Annotated in this window: 15 protein-coding genes; 4 read left to right on the plus strand and 11 right to left on the minus strand. The window is 36.7% G+C overall.

The annotated features are described in order from the left end of the window. The coding region (locus ACOVQQ_RS07890) for an Ig-like domain-containing protein (protein ID WP_421817711.1) at positions 1-1,163 on the minus strand (1,163 nt) is incomplete at its 3' end. 313 nt (positions 1,164-1,476) lie between these two features. Here ACOVQQ_RS07890 and ACOVQQ_RS07895 point away from each other — a divergent pair. After that, the gene (locus ACOVQQ_RS07895) at positions 1,477-4,491 is read left to right on the plus strand and encodes a sensor histidine kinase (protein ID WP_421817712.1); all 3,015 of its coding nucleotides are present in this window, start codon (positions 1,477-1,479) and stop codon (positions 4,489-4,491) included. An 11-nt stretch (positions 4,492-4,502) separates the two neighbouring features. On the opposite strand, the gene ACOVQQ_RS07900 is transcribed toward ACOVQQ_RS07895, so the two are convergent. After that, the gene (locus tag ACOVQQ_RS07900; RefSeq protein WP_421817713.1) at positions 4,503-5,141 is read right to left on the minus strand and encodes a response regulator; all 639 of its coding nucleotides are present in this window, start codon (positions 5,139-5,141) and stop codon (positions 4,503-4,505) included. A 128-nt stretch (positions 5,142-5,269) separates the two neighbouring features. On the opposite strand from ACOVQQ_RS07900, the gene ACOVQQ_RS07905 reads away from it, so the two are divergent. From ACOVQQ_RS07905 to ACOVQQ_RS07915, 3 genes are all read left to right on the plus strand, one after another. Further along, positions 5,270-6,856, plus strand: a complete 1,587-nt coding sequence (locus ACOVQQ_RS07905; protein ID WP_421817714.1) for a peptide chain release factor 3 — start codon at positions 5,270-5,272, stop codon at positions 6,854-6,856. A 205-nt stretch (positions 6,857-7,061) separates the two neighbouring features. Beyond that, positions 7,062-7,271, plus strand: coding sequence for a hypothetical protein (locus tag ACOVQQ_RS07910; protein ID WP_421817715.1), 210 nt, complete (start codon positions 7,062-7,064; stop codon positions 7,269-7,271). A gap of 89 nt (positions 7,272-7,360) precedes the next feature. Beyond that, positions 7,361-8,068, plus strand: a complete 708-nt coding sequence (locus ACOVQQ_RS07915; protein WP_421817716.1) for a tyrosine-protein phosphatase — start codon at positions 7,361-7,363, stop codon at positions 8,066-8,068. Positions 8,069-8,139: 71 nt separating this feature from the next. On the opposite strand, the gene ACOVQQ_RS07920 is transcribed toward ACOVQQ_RS07915, so the two are convergent. The 9 genes from ACOVQQ_RS07920 to ACOVQQ_RS07960 all read right to left on the minus strand — a co-directional run bounded on the left by ACOVQQ_RS07920 (position 8,140) and on the right by ACOVQQ_RS07960 (position 18,870). Continuing rightward, positions 8,140-10,545 carry a GumC family protein gene (locus tag ACOVQQ_RS07920; RefSeq protein ID WP_421817717.1) on the minus strand — a complete coding sequence of 802 codons (2,406 nt, stop codon included), beginning with the start codon at positions 10,543-10,545 and terminating at the stop codon, positions 8,140-8,142. 5 nt (positions 10,546-10,550) lie between these two features. Beyond that, on the minus strand, positions 10,551-11,243 hold the full coding sequence (locus ACOVQQ_RS07925; RefSeq protein ID WP_421817718.1) for a polysaccharide biosynthesis/export family protein: 693 nt from the start codon (positions 11,241-11,243) through the stop codon (positions 10,551-10,553). Positions 11,244-11,377: 134 nt separating this feature from the next. Beyond that, positions 11,378-13,309: a polysaccharide biosynthesis protein gene (locus tag ACOVQQ_RS07930; protein ID WP_421817719.1), complete on the minus strand. Its 1,932-nt coding sequence runs from the start codon at positions 13,307-13,309 to the stop codon at positions 11,378-11,380. Between the two features lie 18 nt (positions 13,310-13,327). Beyond that, complete coding sequence (locus ACOVQQ_RS07935; RefSeq protein ID WP_421817720.1) at positions 13,328-14,467, minus strand: DegT/DnrJ/EryC1/StrS family aminotransferase; 1,140 nt, start codon at positions 14,465-14,467, stop codon at positions 13,328-13,330. A gap of 28 nt (positions 14,468-14,495) precedes the next feature. Then, positions 14,496-15,110 carry a sugar transferase gene (locus ACOVQQ_RS07940; RefSeq protein WP_421817721.1) on the minus strand — a complete coding sequence of 205 codons (615 nt, stop codon included), beginning with the start codon at positions 15,108-15,110 and terminating at the stop codon, positions 14,496-14,498. Then, a complete protein-coding gene (locus ACOVQQ_RS07945) occupies positions 15,107-15,841 on the minus strand; it encodes a YdcF family protein (protein WP_421817722.1) in 735 nt (244 codons plus the stop codon). Before ACOVQQ_RS07945 ends, ACOVQQ_RS07940 begins: the two co-directional genes overlap by 4 nt. A gap of 3 nt (positions 15,842-15,844) precedes the next feature. Beyond that, complete coding sequence (locus tag ACOVQQ_RS07950) at positions 15,845-16,537, minus strand: copper homeostasis protein CutC (protein ID WP_421817723.1); 693 nt, start codon at positions 16,535-16,537, stop codon at positions 15,845-15,847. Beyond that, complete coding sequence (locus ACOVQQ_RS07955; RefSeq protein ID WP_421817724.1) at positions 16,534-17,430, minus strand: DUF1574 family protein; 897 nt, start codon at positions 17,428-17,430, stop codon at positions 16,534-16,536. Before ACOVQQ_RS07955 ends, ACOVQQ_RS07950 begins: the two co-directional genes overlap by 4 nt. Positions 17,431-17,433: 3 nt before the next feature. Further along, the gene (locus tag ACOVQQ_RS07960) at positions 17,434-18,870 is read right to left on the minus strand and encodes an MBOAT family O-acyltransferase (protein ID WP_298148602.1); all 1,437 of its coding nucleotides are present in this window, start codon (positions 18,868-18,870) and stop codon (positions 17,434-17,436) included. Between the last annotated feature and the right edge of the window lie 2 nt (positions 18,871-18,872).

The raw sequence follows: 18,872 nt of genomic DNA on the forward strand, positions 1-18,872 counted from the left end.
TCATAGAACCAAACTTCACCTTCGTTTAAAACTCGAGTTACATCTACTGTACCATTTCCGTCATAATCAAGTGAGACTGTTGTATTGTTAAATTGCGCGCGAATAAATGCGGCTGTATAACGAAAAGCGAGACTTGTAGGCGTTGGTGAAGCGAGATCTTCACCGAAGCCAATCACAAATAAATTTCCAAATCGCGTTGTATCGTAAACATCAGTCTTAGCTGATTGAAATCCAAAATTTGTGTTGTCACCTGTTACTTTAGAAACTGCAATATCGTTTGAAGAATATAACTTATCGCGTCCGTCGAAGTGTATATCAGCAATTGGCGCAACTGTTCCTCGCGAAGCATCATAAGCGAAAGCATTATCCAATACAACACTTGCACCTGCTGGTAGTATATCCGTTGGATGCCCGGGAGCAACGCCGTTGTTTAAATTTCCATCCCCCCAAACCAAAGTCGATGCTTGTGTTGGGAGTGAAATATTTGACTCATATCCATCTTCCCAGTGATCGTAAGTAATTATTACATTAGGGTATGGACTCTTAATACTTGTTACGTTTCTTACGGTATTAGTTAAAAGATTGTCGCCTGTGTCACTAGCAGATCTTCTTAATGCATCCCACAAATCTCTTTCAGGGAATGGCATATAGAAGGTTTTAGCTCTGTTGGCTTCAAAACAAGGGTCAATAAATGACGCATTTACTACAACAGAAACGTCTGCTTCATCGCAAAGAGGCACAGGTGTTGTAAAATCACAAACTTGATAGCTGAACGAGTCATTACCCGTGTAATTACCGTTAGGCAAATACGTGATAATACCAGAAGGAGATATCTGCAAGATACCACCTACTGGGAATGAGGTAATAACGATTGATGCCGGATTAATGTTACCTGTATCATTAGCAAGCACATTTAAAGCAAGTGGTCTACCTTGTGGTGTTGTTCCGCTGTCGTCGTTAGCAACAACTTGAGAATAGGTAGTTTGCGACTGCAAGCCAGATGCAATTACCGAAATAAAAATTAACGCCTTTGTAGATTGTAAAAATTTGTACATATGTATCAAATAATATTGTCCTTCAGTTCGTAAAAAACTCTTTATCATAAAGATAAAAAGTGTGGACACCAAGCTGTAAAAACCTGACATCCAATTATTAATATTCAATAAACCACCTTGTAAAGATCAGCTTATCAAAACAAAATAACCAAGTTTTAAATCATGTTTCAAGACCGTTTAAAACTCACATCAAACAGTTCTTAACAATTTTAACTTTTCTCCTACTCTAGCTCAGATTTAGCTTCCGAAGACCTTATGACAACCTCTCGGAAAACCGCGTCAATACAATATAAAATAAACGAAACAAGCTAGTGTATTACAAAAAAGTTGATTACCTTAGTTTCAGTTAACAAAATTACTTTTCTTAATTTTTTTAACAATTTTGAATTTGTAGTTTTTTATCTACACAGTACATTTGAAAGTGAAACATAACATTAGGATAATACAGCTCGCTATCTTGCTTTTGTCGGCAAATGTATCTGCGCAACTCGATTCGTTTACCTGGCTTGATGATGAAGCAGGACTCCCTCAAAATAGTATTAAGAGTATTGTTCCAGACAAATACGGATTTTTATGGTTAACGACAGAAAACGGACTGGTTCGTTATGACGGGCAAGAGTTTAAGACTTTTAACTCTGAAAATCAAAATTTCTCAAACAATCGGTTTCTGTATATCGCTGGAAAAAAAGAGATCGACTCACTTTTCACCAATACCGACGGACAGAACGACATTATTCTTATTCATAAAGGACAGCCGAAACGATTTAATAAAAAACATGCGTACAAAACTCCGATTTATGTCGATGGGTTATTCGGAGAGTTCTACGCACAATGTATTCCCAATGTTTATCTCGACTATGGCACACGTCCGGTACGCTATTTTAGGAGTGATGGAAAATACTTCCTGCTTTTAAACAAACGAATTTCATTTCATACTAAGTACGGAAAAAAACTCTGGGAAAAGCATTTTGAATACACAGATACCAACAGTGTTTTTATGCTCGGAAGCACTTTAGGCTACATTGATCCTAAGGGTGTTTACTGGGAATGTACAGAGAAAGGAATTTCACAATCAAACGAACTCATTGGAAAATTACCAAAAGAACGTAGTTACTTCTGGAACGCTTCAAACGATCAAGTTTTCATCATCAGCAATGTCGAAATTTATCAACTCAAGAAAATTAAATCCGGGTCTCTAAATTTAAAAAAACTTTACCACGGCAGTAAACTAGACCCGTCTAATTTGTCTTCTTTTTACTATGATGAAGCTAACTCCATATTATTTGCCGGGAGTGCTACAGACGGATTAGGAAAATTTGAAGTAAAGCGCTTTAAGACTTACAAACCCGATGTACTACTATCTACCCGTAGTCAAGTTTTTTACTCTGTGAATGAACTAGAGCCAAACGTAGTTTTAACTGCAGCTGGTTACGTAATAAAGAACGGCAAGATGGAAAAGAAGTACAATTTTACTCGCGACCGTTCCAAGCTGATTATAGACAAAGAAAAAAACGTGTGGGTCACAGGCTACACCTCCATTTTTTGTTTTACTTCTAAAAGTAATTACACCGAAAAAATCAAAGTGCTTCACACAGATGATGACTGCTCCGCTCTCTTTTATGACAACAACGACGCGTTTTTTGCAGCTGTAAACGACCGATATAGCAATACGTCCTCATTATTTATAAAGACTAAAGAAAATGGATTCAAATTCGAAGAAATTGCGAAGATTCCAGCAAAAGTTAATCAAATACGTAGCCTAAATTCTGAATCACTTCTCTTATGCACTGCTGTTGGCTTATTCAAGTATTTTAAGGCAACAAAAAAAATTGTGAAATTTGAGGCCACTAAAAATCTGGCTGTTAGAAACGCTGTAATACTTAATGAAAACGAAATTTGGTTCTTTAGTTATGGCAAAGGTTTTCGTTTATTGAAAGATAATAAGATTTTCAAATTTCCACTTGACGACAATCAAAGTTTACTAACGGCTCATACAGTAGTTCCCGACAAGCTCGGCAACTTTTGGATTCCTACAAACAAAGGGCTTTTTCGCGTGAAGCGAAATGACCTTCTAAATTATGCCAACGGGCATACCAAAAAAGTAAATTACTTCCTTTTTAAAAAAGACTCTGGATTTTACAGTAATGAATTTAACGGCGGCGGATATCCAAATAGCCTAATTACACAAGACGGAAATATCTGGTTACCATCTCTAAATGGAATTGTATGCTTCAATCCTGAACAGCTACAACCAAAAACATCTGCTGAGAACGTCTATGTAGAGGAAGCTATAGTTGACGATCAAACAATAGACATCCGGAATAATTCAATGCTGCCAAGAAATTTCGAGCGAGTTGTAATAAAAATCGTCGCTCCCTATTATGGCATTAGGGAGAATCTGATATTGGAAGCAAAATTATTCGATGGCGAAAACAGTAGTTGGACACGAGTACACGAATCAGGCAAAATTGCCTATACGAAATTAGCGCCCGGCAAGCACAAACTAGTAGTCAGAAAACGTATAGCTTCTGAAAACGACTACAAATACCTCACTCTTGATTTCTGCGTAAAGCAAGCCTACTACGACACCACTCTATTCAAGGCTTTAATGGTTTTAGTAGTACTTAGTTTACTTTTTGGAATCTATGTCGTTCGGATATTCTACGTGAATAAAAGGAACGAACTTTTGGAACTTAAAATTGCCGAAAAAACTTCTAAATTACAAGACATCATTACCACGTTGCGCGAAACTACAAACAGGCTCAATGCGCAAACTACTGGAAACCGAAAAATTATTCAGTACATCACGCACGATTTAAAATCTCCTTTAAGATTTATGGCAATGCTCTCGCGCGATTTAATTGAAGACCCGGACAAAAACCAAGAACAGCTTAGCGAGAGTTTTCTGGCGATTTATCAATCTTCGAATCAGATGTATGGCTTTGTCGAAAATTTACTTGACTACAGTAAATTGAATTTATCTCAGTTAGAAAAAAGAGAACGAACGTGGGTGTATGATATTGTTATATCAAAGATCAATCTGTTTAAACCCATCGCGATGAATCAAAAGACAAAGATATTCAATCAGATTCCGAGCGACTTTACCATAAATGGTAATCCAGTGCTTTTACGAATTATCGTTCATAATTTGCTAGATAATGCATTGAAATACTCGGCTGGAAAAACAATCATTTTCTCTGCTAGCGAACATGAAACCCATAAAGTTATTGCCGTTATTGACACTGGAGTTGGTATGAACACCGAAACGTTGGAATATTATAAGTCGCTTAGCAGGGATTTTAACAACCGAACCGATAATGTAGGAACAGGTCTCGGGCTAAAGATTGTAATTGAACTAATGGTGGTCCTTGGAGCAAAAATTGAATTCAACAGTTCATCCAACCGAACAGTCGTTTCACTTGTATTTGAAAAGTAGTCTTAGGAATTTTAAATAGCTCCGTAAGTTTCGAACATATTAGCTAATGCTACCGTACTCTTTATAGATAGCTTTTCAAAAATTCTGTTTTTATAGGTACTTACCGTACTATTTTGCAAATCTAATTTATTAGCAATCTCCAGATTCCCCTCGCCTTTGACTAAAAGTTTTGCGATTTCGAGTTCTCGAGCAGAAAGTGAAAAGAACGGATTAGTAGAGGTCGGATTTAAATCTGCTTTATCTAATTGAAATTGGGTGGTTTGAGAAATGAATCTTCCGGTCTGAATCATTTCGCGAAAAGCAAATTGCAATTCTTCTTCGGAAGTCATTTTATTGAGATAACCGTCGGCGCCAGCCCGCAAATACTTAACTGCATAGAGTTCTTCAGGATGTGCTGAAAATATCAAAATCTTAACCTCAGGAATGTATTGTCTGATCAATTCAATCATCTGAACTCCCCTACCCTCGGGTATGGAGATATCTAAAACGATAAGTTCATATGAATTCGATTTAATTTGGTTAATCATCGAAGGAAAAGAATTAACGTGATCAACCTGAGAATCGAAACCAATTTGTTTGAGGATTAATGATATTCCTTGCCTTATAACACTATGGTCGTCTGCAATTAATATTTTATAATCTTTAGTCATAAATATTCGAGTAAGTAGCCTTGTAAAGATAGAAAAAATGATAATTGTGCAACAAATGAATTTAATCAGAAAAATCCCATAGTAAGTATCCCCTTTCTTTGGTTATTTTTGCAGCCATTAAATAAGATATGGATACGCAATTAGAAATAGCCAGACGACGCACATTTGGAATTATCAGTCACCCTGATGCTGGAAAAACAACCTTAACAGAAAAGCTTCTTCTTTTCGGAGGCGCCATTCAAGAGGCCGGTGCCGTAAAAAGCAATAAAATTAAGAAAGGTGCCACATCCGATTTTATGGAAATTGAACGACAGCGCGGAATCTCGGTTTCAACATCGGTATTAGCGTTCAATTACAAATCAAAAAAAATAAATATTCTAGATACACCAGGTCACAAAGATTTTGCGGAAGACACATTTCGAACGTTAACCGCAGTGGATAGTGTAATAGTAGTCATCGATGTTGCGAAAGGGGTCGAAGAACAAACGGAAAAATTAGTTGCTGTTTGTCGATTGCGCAAAATCCCGATGATTGTTTTCATCAATAAGCTCGATCGCGAAGGAAAAGACGCCTTTGACTTGATGGACGAAGTTGAGCAAAAACTGGGGCTTAAAGTAACTCCTCTTAGTTTTCCTATTGGAATGGGATACGACTTTAAAGGAATTTACAATATCTGGGAGAAAAATGTTAATTTATTTACTTCAGACAGTAAAAAAAATATAGAAGATACTATTGCTATCGATGATTTGAATAGTGCTGAATTGGATCAGTTGGTAGGAAAAAGTGCGTCGAATAAACTACGGGAAGAGTTGGAGTTGATTCGAGAAGTTTACCCAGCGTTTGATCGTGAAGCCTATTTATTAAGCGAACAGCAGCCGGTTTTATTTGGTTCGGCCCTAAACAATTTTGGCGTTCGCGAACTACTAGATTGCTTTTTAGATATTGCGCCACCACCTACTCCAAAAGAAACCGAACAACGCGTTGTCTTACCTGAGGAACCAAAAATGACTGGCTTCGTTTTTAAAATCCATGCCAATATGGATCCGAAACATCGAGACAGATTAGCTTTTATAAAGATCGTTTCCGGAACTTTCGAACGCAACAAATCTTACTTACACACGCGACTTCAGAAGACCTTCAAATTTTCTAGTCCCAATGCTTTCTTTGCAGAAAAGAAGGAGATTGTTGACGTTTCTTTTGCAGGTGACATCGTTGGCCTCCACGACACCGGAAATTTTAAAATTGGCGACACCCTAACCGAAGGCGAACATTTAAAATTTAAAGGAATTCCGAGCTTTTCACCAGAGCACTTTAGATATGTTAATAACGCTGATCCTTTAAAAAGTAAACAGTTGGAAAAAGGAATCGACCAACTAATGGACGAAGGAGTAGCGCAACTTTTTACTTTAGACTTGAACGGAAGAAAAGTAATTGGAACCGTTGGAGCCTTACAATACGAAGTTATACAATACCGCTTGGAGCACGAATACGGGGCAAAATGCAGTTATGAGAACTTTCCTGCTTACAAAGCTTGTTGGATTGAAACCTCAGACCCACGAGAGGAGCAATACTTAGAATTCAAACGTGTAAAGCAGAAGTTTCTGGCTAAAGACAAAAGCGGCAAGGAGGTCTTTCTTGCTGATTCTGAATTTAGTATTCAAATGGCTGCACAAAAGTATCCCAAGGTAAAGTTACATTTCACATCGGAATTTTAATCCCCTAAAAAAAGATGTTAAAAAAATAAACAAACAACAATAAATTAGATATTTTAGAGCCGTTTTAATAAACAATCCATAGTTGTTTTCAATCAAAGGACTTTTATTTACTTAAAATAAGTTAAAAAAATATTTCAGCACCTGATTGATATTTAAAAAATAGTTATACATTTACAAAAAATTTAAAATCTAAAAGTAGCGTGTTATGAGAATCAACTACAATAAATTTATACTTACTTTAATGCTGTTTGCGGTAAGTTTTGCTTCATTTGCTCAGTTACCAGATCCGGATGGGCCAGGAACTGGAGGAGAAGACCCACCAGCACCAATAAATAGCAAGATTATTTACCTAGCTTTAGTTGCTGTAGCTTTTGCATTCTTCTACATGAGAAGATCAAAAGCAGCAAAAGCTTAAAAATATACTCAAACATAACAAACACCAGCAATTTTGTTGGTGTTTTTTTTTGCACTATGTGGATCTTTAATCGAAATAAGGGTATTTTTTTGGCCGATATTATACCGGATGATTTTGTTGATATACACAATCATATCTTGCCAGGAATTGATGACGGCGCAGCTAGCTCATTAGACTCGATAGAGCTCATAACGCAACTAAAGGAGCTAAATATTTCTAAATTTATCGCTACTCCTCATAACATTGAAGGCGTCTGGGAGAATGATCCTGAGAAAGTTAATAATAGCCTGCAAAACTTAGTGAATGAGAAGGATTTTCCCCTAATAGAAACTGACATCAAAGCATCGTCAGAATACATGCTTGACAAACGACTTTCAGACTTACTCGAAAATAAAAAGGTTGTGCCCATCAAGGAACGCTACTTACTTGTTGAAATGTCTTATTTCGCTGCTCCCTTAAACTTGTATGAACTAATTTTTGATATTCAAAACTACGGCTATACGCCCATCCTTGCACATCCCGAACGCTACAACTTTTTACATGGTAACATGAAAGAATATAAAAAGCTAAAGCAAGTCGGCTGTCTCTTTCAATTAAACCTAATTGCCCTAACTGGCTATTATGGATTTGGACCAAAAATGGCTTCAGAAGAACTATTATCGGCGCAATTGTACGATTATGTAGGCACAGATGCGCATCACGTGCGACACACAAGTGCGTTAAAAGGAAAAATCATCGTTAAAAAGAGTGAAATCTTAAAACCTTTGATTCAAGCAAACACTTTTTTCAGTTTTTAGAAACTACTGCGTAAATTAAAGTTGCTTATTTCACAGTATCAAAAATTACATTGGCGGCTGTTACTTTGCTTCTAGCTAAGCCTAAAGAAAGCTAGTACACGCTTCCACAGTGTTGGTTTCACCTCTTCTACTCCATATCCGTATCCATAACCATAGCCGTAACCATAGCCGTAACCATAGCCGTAACCGTAGCCATAGCCATACCCTTTAACTGCGGCGGTATCGTTAAGTAATATAGACATTTTAGGAAGCTTATCTTCTTCATACATTAGCTGAGCAATACGAAGCATTCGTTTGTCTAGATAATTTGCTCTAACAACATATATAAAAGTATCCGCATGCTTTGCAATTAGTAGGGTGTCTGTAACTAAGCTAACAGGGGCAGTATCTACGATTATATAATCATACATTCCTTTGAGATGCGCAAATAGCTGCTCAGTTCGATCGCCTAGCAAAAGTTCCGCAGGATTTGGGGGAACAGCCCCGGCAGGTAGAATGTCGAAAGAAGTATAACCCGGAATTTTCGTGATCAGCTCATCAATATCCTTCGTCTTCCCAGACAAATAAGATGTTATTCCCTTAGAAGAGACAACTGGTACATAATTTTCTAACTTAGGATTTCGAATGTCCAGACCAATAAGCAAAACACGTTTACCGACTAGTGCAAAAGCGCTTGCTAAATTTACCGAGATAAATGTTTTACCTTCTTTTGGAAAAGTGGAGGTAACAAAAATTGTCTTTGCTTTATTTTCGCCTTCAACCGTCGCTAGAATAAAATCTAAATTAGTTCGGACAATCCTAAATGCTTCGGCGGTACTTGAACGACTTTCTAGAGTTAAAATCTCTTGGTTGCTTTCTGTATTTGGCACATCACCGATGAATGGTGCGGCGACAGCAGATTCGATATCTCGTCTATCTCGCACTTTATCGTACAAGAAATCTTTGATGTAAAGAACTAAAAATGGAATGATAAGACCTATTGCAATTCCAATAAAATATACCATTTGTCGCTTTGGAGAAATTGGAATTGGATTTGCAAATGCATTATCTATAATCTTTGAATTTGAAGCAGTAACCGCCAATGAAATTGCATTCTCTTCTCTTTTCTGCAATAAATAAAGATAGAGTGTTTCTTTTATTTGTTGCTTTCTAGATATACTCCTCGACTCCTTCTCTTGCTTCGGATACTTACTAATTCTGTTGTCGATTAAAGAAGTTTGAGCTTCGATATTTTTTTGTTGTATCTGAAGTGTGCTTTTTAGATTTTTTAATGTCTTTACAATACTTAATCTCAAATTCTCTAATTCCTTTTCGCGATTGGTGATCGCGATGTTTTTCTCTGTACTTCCGTTTTTGAGTTTACTTAAAGTATTTTGTTTTTCATTGTAAGTAAGTATTAAAACGGATGCAGATTGATCGAGAAGTAAATTTGTTGGGATTACATCCGAAGGAGAGATTTTGTTTACGTACGAAAGTAGGTAATCAACGATGTTGATTTGTGTAGCGTTTTCGACGAGTTGCTTTTCATATTCAGAAGCTTTTTGCGCGAATACTAGAGCCTCTGAAGTCATGTCTAGAATTTTATTTGAACTCTTAAAACTCTCAAAATCGGTTTCTACAGTATCAAGTTCTTTCGAGATATTCTTCAATCTTTCGTTTATGAAAGCTTGTGTTCTTCTGCTCACCAAGTTCTTATCTTCGATAGCATCGAGCTGATATTGTTTTATAATTTCATTTAGAAAGTCGATTCCTTTTTTCTTTATCGATTCACTCGTAGAAAGTTTTAAAACCGAACTTGCCATATCATTTGCTAGTTCAACCTTTAACTTACTTTGATAAATATCAATGCACTTTTCTCTTGAAGTTAACTTTACAATTACTCGCTTAATAGAGCTCTCTCTATTTGCTAAATTTCTTGTAACTACGAATTTTCCAAAATTTGAATTTACAATTTGTCCAAAGCTATATTTTCCTTTCTTTATCTCTTCTGAATCAAACAATTCAAACTTTCCGTTAGATACTTCGTTAATTGTAAAAACGGAATCAATTTCTTGAAATGCTGCTGATTTATCCAAAAATGTGATTGAAAATGCTGGATTTTCATAAACTTCAGCCGTTTTTAAATTTCCTTCGTTAAAATACCGAACATTGAAAGAAAGTTTATCGATAACACTTCCGATTATCGTTCTAGATTTCAGAACTTCAATCTCATTATCCACATTGCTTTTAGCGATTCCTAGCCCTAAGTCACTAAAAGATAATGCTTCTGATAATACGCCGCCTTTCTTATCGTCTTTAATTAACAAGGTTGCTTCTACTTTATATACTGGGACTGAATAACGCAAAATAGCGTATGCAATAAAAAAACCAATTATTGCGGTTAGTACAAACCATTTCCAATGGAAAACGTACCTGAAGATTTGCTCTTTCAGTTTTTGTTGAGCTTGATTATTTAAGTTTTCTTTGCTGATTTGCATACAATTTATCTAGATAGAAGCGCTATTATAGTGATTAACAAGGACACAGCGGAAATTCCGACAGTTACATTAGGCCCGATTACCGATGAATTAATTTTTGTCTTATTTGGATTAACGTAAACCACATCGTTCTGATCTAAGTAGTAATAGGGTGAGTTTATGAAGTCTGCGTTTGTTAAATCTATGTACTTGTAAACTTTCTTACCATTTTCTTCTCGAATAACGAGCACGTTTTTACGATCTCCGTAAATAGTTAAGTCACCCGCACGACTTATAGCTTCTGGTAGTGTAATCCGTTCAGTTTGTAATTGATAAGTTCCAGGACTGGCCACTTCACCCAAAACAGAGACTTTATAATTTATTATTCTGAAATTAATAATGGGATTTGTAATATATTCCTTGAGTAAGGATTTGATTTTTTCGATTGCTTGTAACTTATTTAGGCCTCCTAAAACAACTCGCCCTAATATCGGCATATCTATTGCCCCTTCTGCATTTACTAAGTAGGATTGAAATCGAATACCTCCCTGCGCAGTTTCGGAAGAGTTATCGATACCTGCATAAGTCGTTAAGTTGAAAGGAGCTGACGTTTCAGGATTATCACCAGAAATAATTATTAAAAGCAGGTCGTCAGGCTGTATAACTGGCTGGAAATCTGAGTTCTGTTGTTGTGACAAGGTCTGATCTATATTCTGCATATATATCAGGTTTTTTTTGGGAGCGCACGATGTTGCAATTAAAAGACCGCAAATTAGAACAAAAAATCTCTTCATAGTCAGTAAACTTGGGACAAATATAAGCTTAATTATTTAAGAAGTTTTAAATTGAATAGTTAATCAAGCGCCTTGTATTCCGAATTCATACTCTTAAATTCAGGCACAATTAACTTCATTTTTTTCACAATTTCATTTCTTTCGGAAAATATAGAAAGATTAACCAATTCACTTATGTGGCTTTCTAATTTCTCAAAATCAGACGTTGTTTCGGAAGCTACCATTATTTTCTCATGATGTGTAGGCAGCGTTTTTGATCCATCATTTAGAAGTTCTTCGTACAGCTTTTCTCCCGGACGAAGTCCAACTATTTTAATCTTTATATCTTCGTCAGGCACGTAGCCTGCTAGTCTTATCATTTTTCGTGCTAAATCAATAATTTTGACGGGTTTCCCCATATCGAAGATGAAAATCTCACCACCGTTCCCCATAGCTCCAGCTTCCAAAACGAGTTGGCAAGCTTCTGGAATTGTCATGAAATAACGGATAATATCTGGGTGGGTAATTGTTATCGGACCACCTTGTTCAATTTGGCTAGTAAATAATGGCACAACAGAACCATTACTTCCTAAAACATTTCCAAATCTTGTAGTTATGAAACGTACTTTTCTACGATCACTATTTTGATAAATCGAATTGTACAACGACTGAACATACATCTCGGCTATGCGTTTACTTGCACCCATTACATTACTCGGATTTACGGCTTTGTCTGTGGAAACCATTACCATAGATTCAATGTTAAACTCAACACATAAATCGGCAACGTTTTTGGTTCCCAGCACATTTACCATAATTGCCTGCGAGGGATTTCCTTCCATCAGAGGTACGTGCTTGTAAGCTGCCGCATGGTAAACAACATCGGGTTGGTGGCTTTGAAAAATCCGAAGCATCGCTTTTTGATCTCGAACATCGGCAATAGCACAAAATATATCATCGGAACCTTCAATTCCTCGTAATTCAAGGCTTAAATTATGTAAAGGCGTTTCAGCTTGATCGAGAAGTATAACTTTTTTGGGAGCAAACTTTAGTACCTGTCGCGTAATTTCACTTCCAATAGACCCCGCTGCTCCCGTAATCAAGACACATTTTCCTGCAAGTTGGTTTGCAATTTTCTCCGAATCGAGAACTATTGGCTTTCTTTCAAGCAAATCTTGAATCTGAAGGCTTTTAATTTTTTTAGAAATCTCTTTTTTGTCTTCCCAATCTGAAATAGCTGGCATTGTAAAGACTTTATAATTATAATCTAAACATTCATCAACGATAGCTATTTTTTCATCTTTGGTAAGCCCTTTATCAGCAAGAATTAGCCCTTCTACATCCAATGATCTCATGATTGTAGTGATTTTTCTATTCAAACTAATAATGGGCAGGTTCATGATACGCTTAGAGCTATTGCTATCCTCTTTATCGATAAATGCAACCACTCGAAACCGCTGTGGTTTTTCATAACGCAAAGCTGCTGCAACACTTAGTGCATTAGCGTCGGCGCCGAAAATCACAGTCTTGGTTAAGTCGCCTTCTTTAGTTTCCGACAAGTACAACTCGAAAGTTTGTTTTACTATTATGCGATAAAGTAAAAGTCCCGAAAAAGTGAATATAAAGTTTATAAACAATCCGGCATTCATGAAGATTTTTTGTCCAAAAACTATATCGCAAAAAATATTTAAAACTACTAGAGTAACTAAAGTCAAAAACAGAGCTATAAATAGTTTTACTGCATCAATAAAAGAAGAGTGCCGTATTATCCCGGAATATGTTCTGAAGATCCAAAAGAAAAACAAATTTAGCAGTAAAAACCCCAATACAATCACCGGAAGAAAGGCTTGGTGTACATAATTACGCTCCATTTTAATGAGCATAATGTAGGTAAAAGCTGCCGACACTAATACGATAAGCATATCTAACAAGAGAACAATCCAACGTGGGAGATAGCTTAAATCTCGTAATCGTTGCATAGACAACAGCCTATCAAAAAAATGCTTTTTCATATAACTTGCTTATCTATTTTAGTTTGAAAAGAATGTAGTAATCGCGGCTGAAATACGTCCTTTCTCTTCATCACTAAGGTTTGAACCTGATGGTAGACAAAGACCATCTTCAAACAATTTTTCTGAAACACCCGAACCAAAAAACGAATAAGAGGCAAAAATAGGTTGTAAATGCATGGGTTTCCAAAGCGGACGCGACTCAATTTGTAATGCATCTAGAAACAACCGAAGATCTTCGCGTGTTTTACCACCCGTTTTATCAGCATCGATTAGAATTGAAGAGAGCCAATAGTTTGGTACTGAAACGGATTCGTCTGCGGAAAAGACAGTTACACCAGGAATATCTTTAAAAAGGTCTACATAAAACTCATGCATTGCACGACGGGCTGCAACCCGATCTGCCAAAACTTCCATCTGCCCTCTTCCTATTCCAGCACTAACGTTACTTAGCCGGTAGTTGTAACCAATATGCGAGTGCTGATAATGCGGCTGAGGATCTCTAGATTGTGTTGCATAGAAAACGACCTTTTCTTTAGCTTCAACCGAAGGGCACACCAATGCGCCGCCTCCAGAAGTTGTTATAATTTTATTTCCATTGAATGACAGCACGCCAAAGTCGCCAAATGTTCCACACTGCAAGCCTTTATAAGTACTCCCAAGTGCTTCGGCGCTGTCTTCAATAATCGGAATATTGTAGTGATTGGATATTTCTCGAAGCCTATCCACCTGAAATGGAACACCATACAAATGCACAGCAATAATCGCCTTTGGTTTTTTGTTTCGTTTTATTCCATCTTCAATAGCTCTGAGCGTTTCTTCTGGACATATATTCCAGGTTTGGGGCTCACTATCAACAAATACAGGGGTAGCTCCCTGATATAGAATTGGATTTGCTGAGGCAGAAAACGTCATACTCTGACAAATAACTTCATCTCCGGCGCTTACCCCCAACATTACCAATGCCAGATGTATCGCAGCAGTACCCGAGCTCAATGCTGCAACTTCTTTATTAGTCTGTAAAAAATCTTTTATATCTCTTTCAAAGCCAACTACATGTGGCCCTAATGGCGCGATCCAATTCGTTTCAAATGCATGGTTAACATAACTAATTTCATTTCCACCCATATGAGGAGAAGATAACCAAATTTTTGACTGCATAGTTTTGTGGCTTTTTTTTGACAATGTACTAAAAATGTTTTTGATTTTCCTTCGGTGTTAAGAAATATGAAAAAAAGAAATAGATAAGAAGCGATAAATACTTCTTAACTGTAAGCCTTTCCATATCTAATTTATCTAGCTCACACTTTTTAGGAATAAGTACTTTTTCGAAGTACAACTCTGGATTTTGCTGTTCTGCTAACAAATTTTCTTCGTTCCGATACTGAATTGCGGCAGTACTTACAATACCTGGCTTGTGCTGCAGCAAAGGCGTATATAATTCTTTAAATTTTTCTACATAGTATGGAACTTGAGGGCGATAACCAACCAACGACATTTCATTCCTCAAAATATTAATCAATTGAGGAAGCTCGTCGAGTTTATATCTGCGAAGATATCGACCAATAAATGTAATTCGTTGATCAATTTTCCCTAAAGTGATTCCTTTCACATCTTCACTATTGTTGTACATAGTTCGAAACTTATACATATTGAAAGACACACCATTTTTGCCGATTCTCCTGTGTTTAAAATAAAAAGGAAGTCCGCTATCCACCACAATCCAAAGAGCAATCACAAGTAATACTGGAGCAAGGGTGATAATTGCTACTATAGAAATTACAAGATCAAAAAATCGCTTCATGATTGCTTAAGGAAATAACGAAAATACAAGGTTCCAAGCAATTCGTGCACATAACAATCCATCAATTCCATTTTGCTGCTTGAAGGTTTGAAATTGTAGTTGGATAAGTCGGGACTTTCCTTAACGGAAAAATCGGCTGCATAAACTTGATGATTAACTTTTAGATAGGTAAAAATCTCATTTGCTCTTTTAAGATGGCTTGCACTACTAACAACGATAACCTCCTTGTCCTTAAAATATGATTTATACTGTAGTGCCTCTTCGTAGGTGTTTTTAGTTTGATGAAACTTTATGATATCCTTTGAGGGGATTCCAAATTTAATTGCGGCCCTCGCCATCGCTTCGGCCACGCTGTATTGCTGATTTTTTGACTTTCCGGAAAGTATTAGTTTTAAATGAGGGTTTTTACTTTTCAAAAGAACGGCTTGGGTAAGCCTTGCAGCACCCGCAGAAGATAACTTTTGTAAATCATTCAACTTTGCATCGTCTGTATAACCAGCACCCAAAACCAAGATATATTTTGCTTTGGCAAAGTCTATATCTGAATTGTAAAAAGGTTTCTCAATACTATGAATTAATAGTTGTGGAATGGGCGATACGGCAACTATGAAAAAGTAAAAGGCGAGAAATCCGAAACAAAAAAAACTTGACTTTCTCTTTTTTTTATAATGGAAAACTAAGCCTAAAATGGCGATTACTAGAAGAATTGATATGGAACTTAGAAGTATCAATTGCTATTTTAATCTGCAGATTTCAGTAAGTTTTTCAACATCAATAGTGTACTTGTTTCCAAATGCAGTATGGTTTCCAACCTCAATTGGCTTTTTTATATTAAAATGAAGGTGATTTAGGTTATTCTCATAGAAATACCTTGCCAACTCAGGAGTAACACCACCTCCTGGCATTACCTGAATACGAGAACCTACAGAATTTTCCAATTTAACCAAGGCTTCCTTTCCTTCACTAACATTTCCAAAACCGCCGGAGGTTAAAATTCGGGTACATCCTAGTTCTATTACATCTTCCAAACCAACTAGATAGTCCGTACAACCATCAAGGGCCCTGTGAAAGGTGGTTTCTAATCCGAAAAAATTCGCTCTCTCGATCAGTTTTCTTGAAGCAGTGATATTGACATTATTATCAGAAAGAAATCCAAACACAACCCCCTTTGCTCCCACCCTCGCAAAATCTTCCAAGTCTTTAATCATCACATCGATTTCGCGATCGGAATAGTCGAAATCGCCTGCCCGAATCCGTAGCATTACGTGAATTTCTTTCGACGAATTTTGGATCACTGTTTCTGCGAGCCGTAAGCTAGGGGTAAGTCCGCCTACTTCAAGAGCAGCACAAAGTTCTACCCGCTTTACGGGAAAGGATTCCACAGCCTTTAGTTCGTCTAGCGTCTCTAATACAACTTCAAAAATCATTTGTTTTTGGTTTGATTAATCTGTTCATTGACAGCTTTTGAGAATCGGTCTGCTGCGATCTGATTAAGGTGCGTGAAGTCGATAAAATCATTTACATTGTAGTCGGGCGAACGAGAAAAATCAAAGTAAAACACCGTTTTATTGTCCACTGCATTTTGAATAATTTCATCAAATTGTTCTAGCTCATTTTTAGTGTAAAGCTTATATTCAACATCACGTAAAGGAGGCATTGCCAGGTAAACGGTTATTGATTTTTCTTTGCAGTATTGCAAGATTTTATTGAAATACATCAATTGTCTTTCATCGATTTTAAATTCCCGCTTTTCAAAACCTTCTTTTTCTGGCGTTCCTAAACGGATGTACTGTCCGTTTTCTTTCAGACCGTGTTTTTCTTTATCGTCAAAAATCAATTTTCTGATTTTGCTGGGATGAAGTAAATCGACATAGTACCAGAGTTTGTAATTTTTTGGCTTATAATCTTTAAGATAATCGGTGCCCAAGAAATCGCCATATACGTAATTACGTGTATCTGAAAAAATCCCGAATTGAAAATAATCGACTCCTAGAACTACCGAATTAACTTTTTTACCTTGTTTTTCAACATATAAAAGCTTATAATACAGTTGATTATACGAATCGTTGTTGTGTGAGAAATTAAAAGTCTTTGTTGAAAACAGGTCTGGATTAACGCCGCAAAACATACGTGAATTTCCCAGTACTAGCTGTTTATACTCGCGCTCTTTTGCCTTTTGAAAAGAAAACTGCAGCTGCTGTTGAATATTTGGCCCCATTTTAACCTCGAGTAGCTTGGGTACGGCAAATAAGCAAAACAGCACATAGAAGATTGCAGGTACTATTCCAAACTTTATTGTTTTTATGATAAACTCTTTCATTTCTTAAAATTGGAAGTAAATAAATTGTTCGTCTTTCCCAAAGAAAAGGTAAATTAGAAACAACAAGCTGTAGTAAAACAGCCATCTAGGAGCAGCAGTCCATTTAAGTCCTAGTTTCTGAATAGCAAAGTCGTTTTCCCGTCCTATCCATTCAATAATCATAAAAAATGAAATCAATAAATACAAGTAAATGGGGGCATCAACTGCTTTACTTGCGGCTCCAAAATCAAAAATACGCATAGTAAAATCTACAGCTTCAGTTACCGATGCTGCTCGGAAAAAGATCCAAGCAAAGACAGCGAGAACGAAAGTAAGCAACATTTTAGCAAAGTCTATTGGATCTGGAAAAATTCGACCTTTTGCTATAATATCCATATTTGATCGATTAGATCTCAATAAAATAGAAGGCATTATGAAGAGAGCATTTAGCAATCCCCAAATTATAAATGTCCAATTAGCACCGTGCCAAAAACCACTTACCAAAAATATTATAAAGGTATTTCGACAGCGCATCCAATTTCCACCTGCGCTTCCTCCAAGTGGTATATAAACATAATCTTTGAACCAAGACGACAATGAGATGTGCCACCTTCTCCAAAATTCCGCCATGTCTCGGGAAAAGTAGGGATAGTTAAAATTCTTAAGTAGTTCAAATCCCATTAATCTAGCTGAACCAAGTGCTATATCGGAATATCCAGAGAAATCACCATATATTTGAAAAGTAAAAAAGAGAGCTCCTAGAAAAAGTCCGCCACCGCTGTAGTCCTCTGAATTATTAAATATCATATTTGCGTAAGTGGCGCAGTTATCGGCGATAACAATCTTTTTAAACAGTCCCCATAGAATTTGTCTTAAGCCGTCGACTGCTTTAGTTCGATTAAAAGCCCTCGTCTTTTCAATTTGTGGCAGCAAGTGCGTAGCACGCTCGATAGGTCCGGCAACGAGTAAGGGGAAAAAGCTCACAAATAAGGTGTAATTTACCAGATTTGTAGTAGGTTTAATTCGATTGTTATAAATATCGAAAACGTAGGAAAGTCCGTGGAATGTATAGAATGAAATACCTACTGGCAAGATTACTTGCAAGGTCGCGAAATGGGCTTTAAAGCCGAAAGTTCCTAGTAATTCTGCAAAGGAAGAAATAAAGAAGTTATAATACTTAAAAACGGCCAAAAAACCCAAGTTTATTCCTACGCTCAGAATCAACCAGAACTTTTTCTTCGTTTGTGAGGTTGCATTTCCGATGACCAAGCCGGAATAGTAATCTAGTAAGGTACTGAAAGCCAGCAAAAACACGAATCGCCAATCCCAGCAACCGTAAAAAAAGTAACTTGCCGTCAACAACATGATATTTTGCCACTTCAAGCTCTTATTGGTAACAAACCAGTACAGCCAAAAAACTATTGGCAAGAACAGCGCGTAGGAAAGGGAATTAAACAGCATGA

The sequence above is a fragment of the Flavobacterium sp. genome, assembly GCF_049240005.1.
In the GTDB taxonomy this organism is placed as follows: Bacteria; Bacteroidota; Bacteroidia; order Flavobacteriales; family Flavobacteriaceae; genus Flavobacterium.

What these genes read in the sequence shown, in the direction of transcription:
- ACOVQQ_RS07960 (WP_298148602.1), bottom strand. Translation starts at nt 18,870, where the DNA reads ATGCTGTTTAATTCCCTTTCCTACGCGCTGTTCTTGCCAATAGTTTTT.
- ACOVQQ_RS07920 (WP_421817717.1), bottom strand. Translation starts at nt 10,545, where the DNA reads ATGCAAATCAGCAAAGAAAACTTAAATAATCAAGCTCAACAAAAACTG.
- ACOVQQ_RS07925 (WP_421817718.1), bottom strand. Translation starts at nt 11,243, where the DNA reads ATGCAGAATATAGATCAGACCTTGTCACAACAACAGAACTCAGATTTC.
- ACOVQQ_RS07950 (WP_421817723.1), bottom strand. Translation starts at nt 16,537, where the DNA reads ATGATTTTTGAAGTTGTATTAGAGACGCTAGACGAACTAAAGGCTGTG.
- ACOVQQ_RS07900 (WP_421817713.1), bottom strand. Translation starts at nt 5,141, where the DNA reads ATGACTAAAGATTATAAAATATTAATTGCAGACGACCATAGTGTTATA.
- ACOVQQ_RS07930 (WP_421817719.1), bottom strand. Translation starts at nt 13,309, where the DNA reads ATGAAAAAGCATTTTTTTGATAGGCTGTTGTCTATGCAACGATTACGA.
- ACOVQQ_RS07955 (WP_421817724.1), bottom strand. Translation starts at nt 17,430, where the DNA reads ATGAAAGAGTTTATCATAAAAACAATAAAGTTTGGAATAGTACCTGCA.
- ACOVQQ_RS07940 (WP_421817721.1), bottom strand. Translation starts at nt 15,110, where the DNA reads ATGAAGCGATTTTTTGATCTTGTAATTTCTATAGTAGCAATTATCACC.
- ACOVQQ_RS07935 (WP_421817720.1), bottom strand. Translation starts at nt 14,467, where the DNA reads ATGCAGTCAAAAATTTGGTTATCTTCTCCTCATATGGGTGGAAATGAA.
- ACOVQQ_RS07910 (WP_421817715.1), top strand. Translation starts at nt 7,062, where the DNA reads ATGAGAATCAACTACAATAAATTTATACTTACTTTAATGCTGTTTGCG.
- ACOVQQ_RS07905 (WP_421817714.1), top strand. Translation starts at nt 5,270, where the DNA reads ATGGATACGCAATTAGAAATAGCCAGACGACGCACATTTGGAATTATC.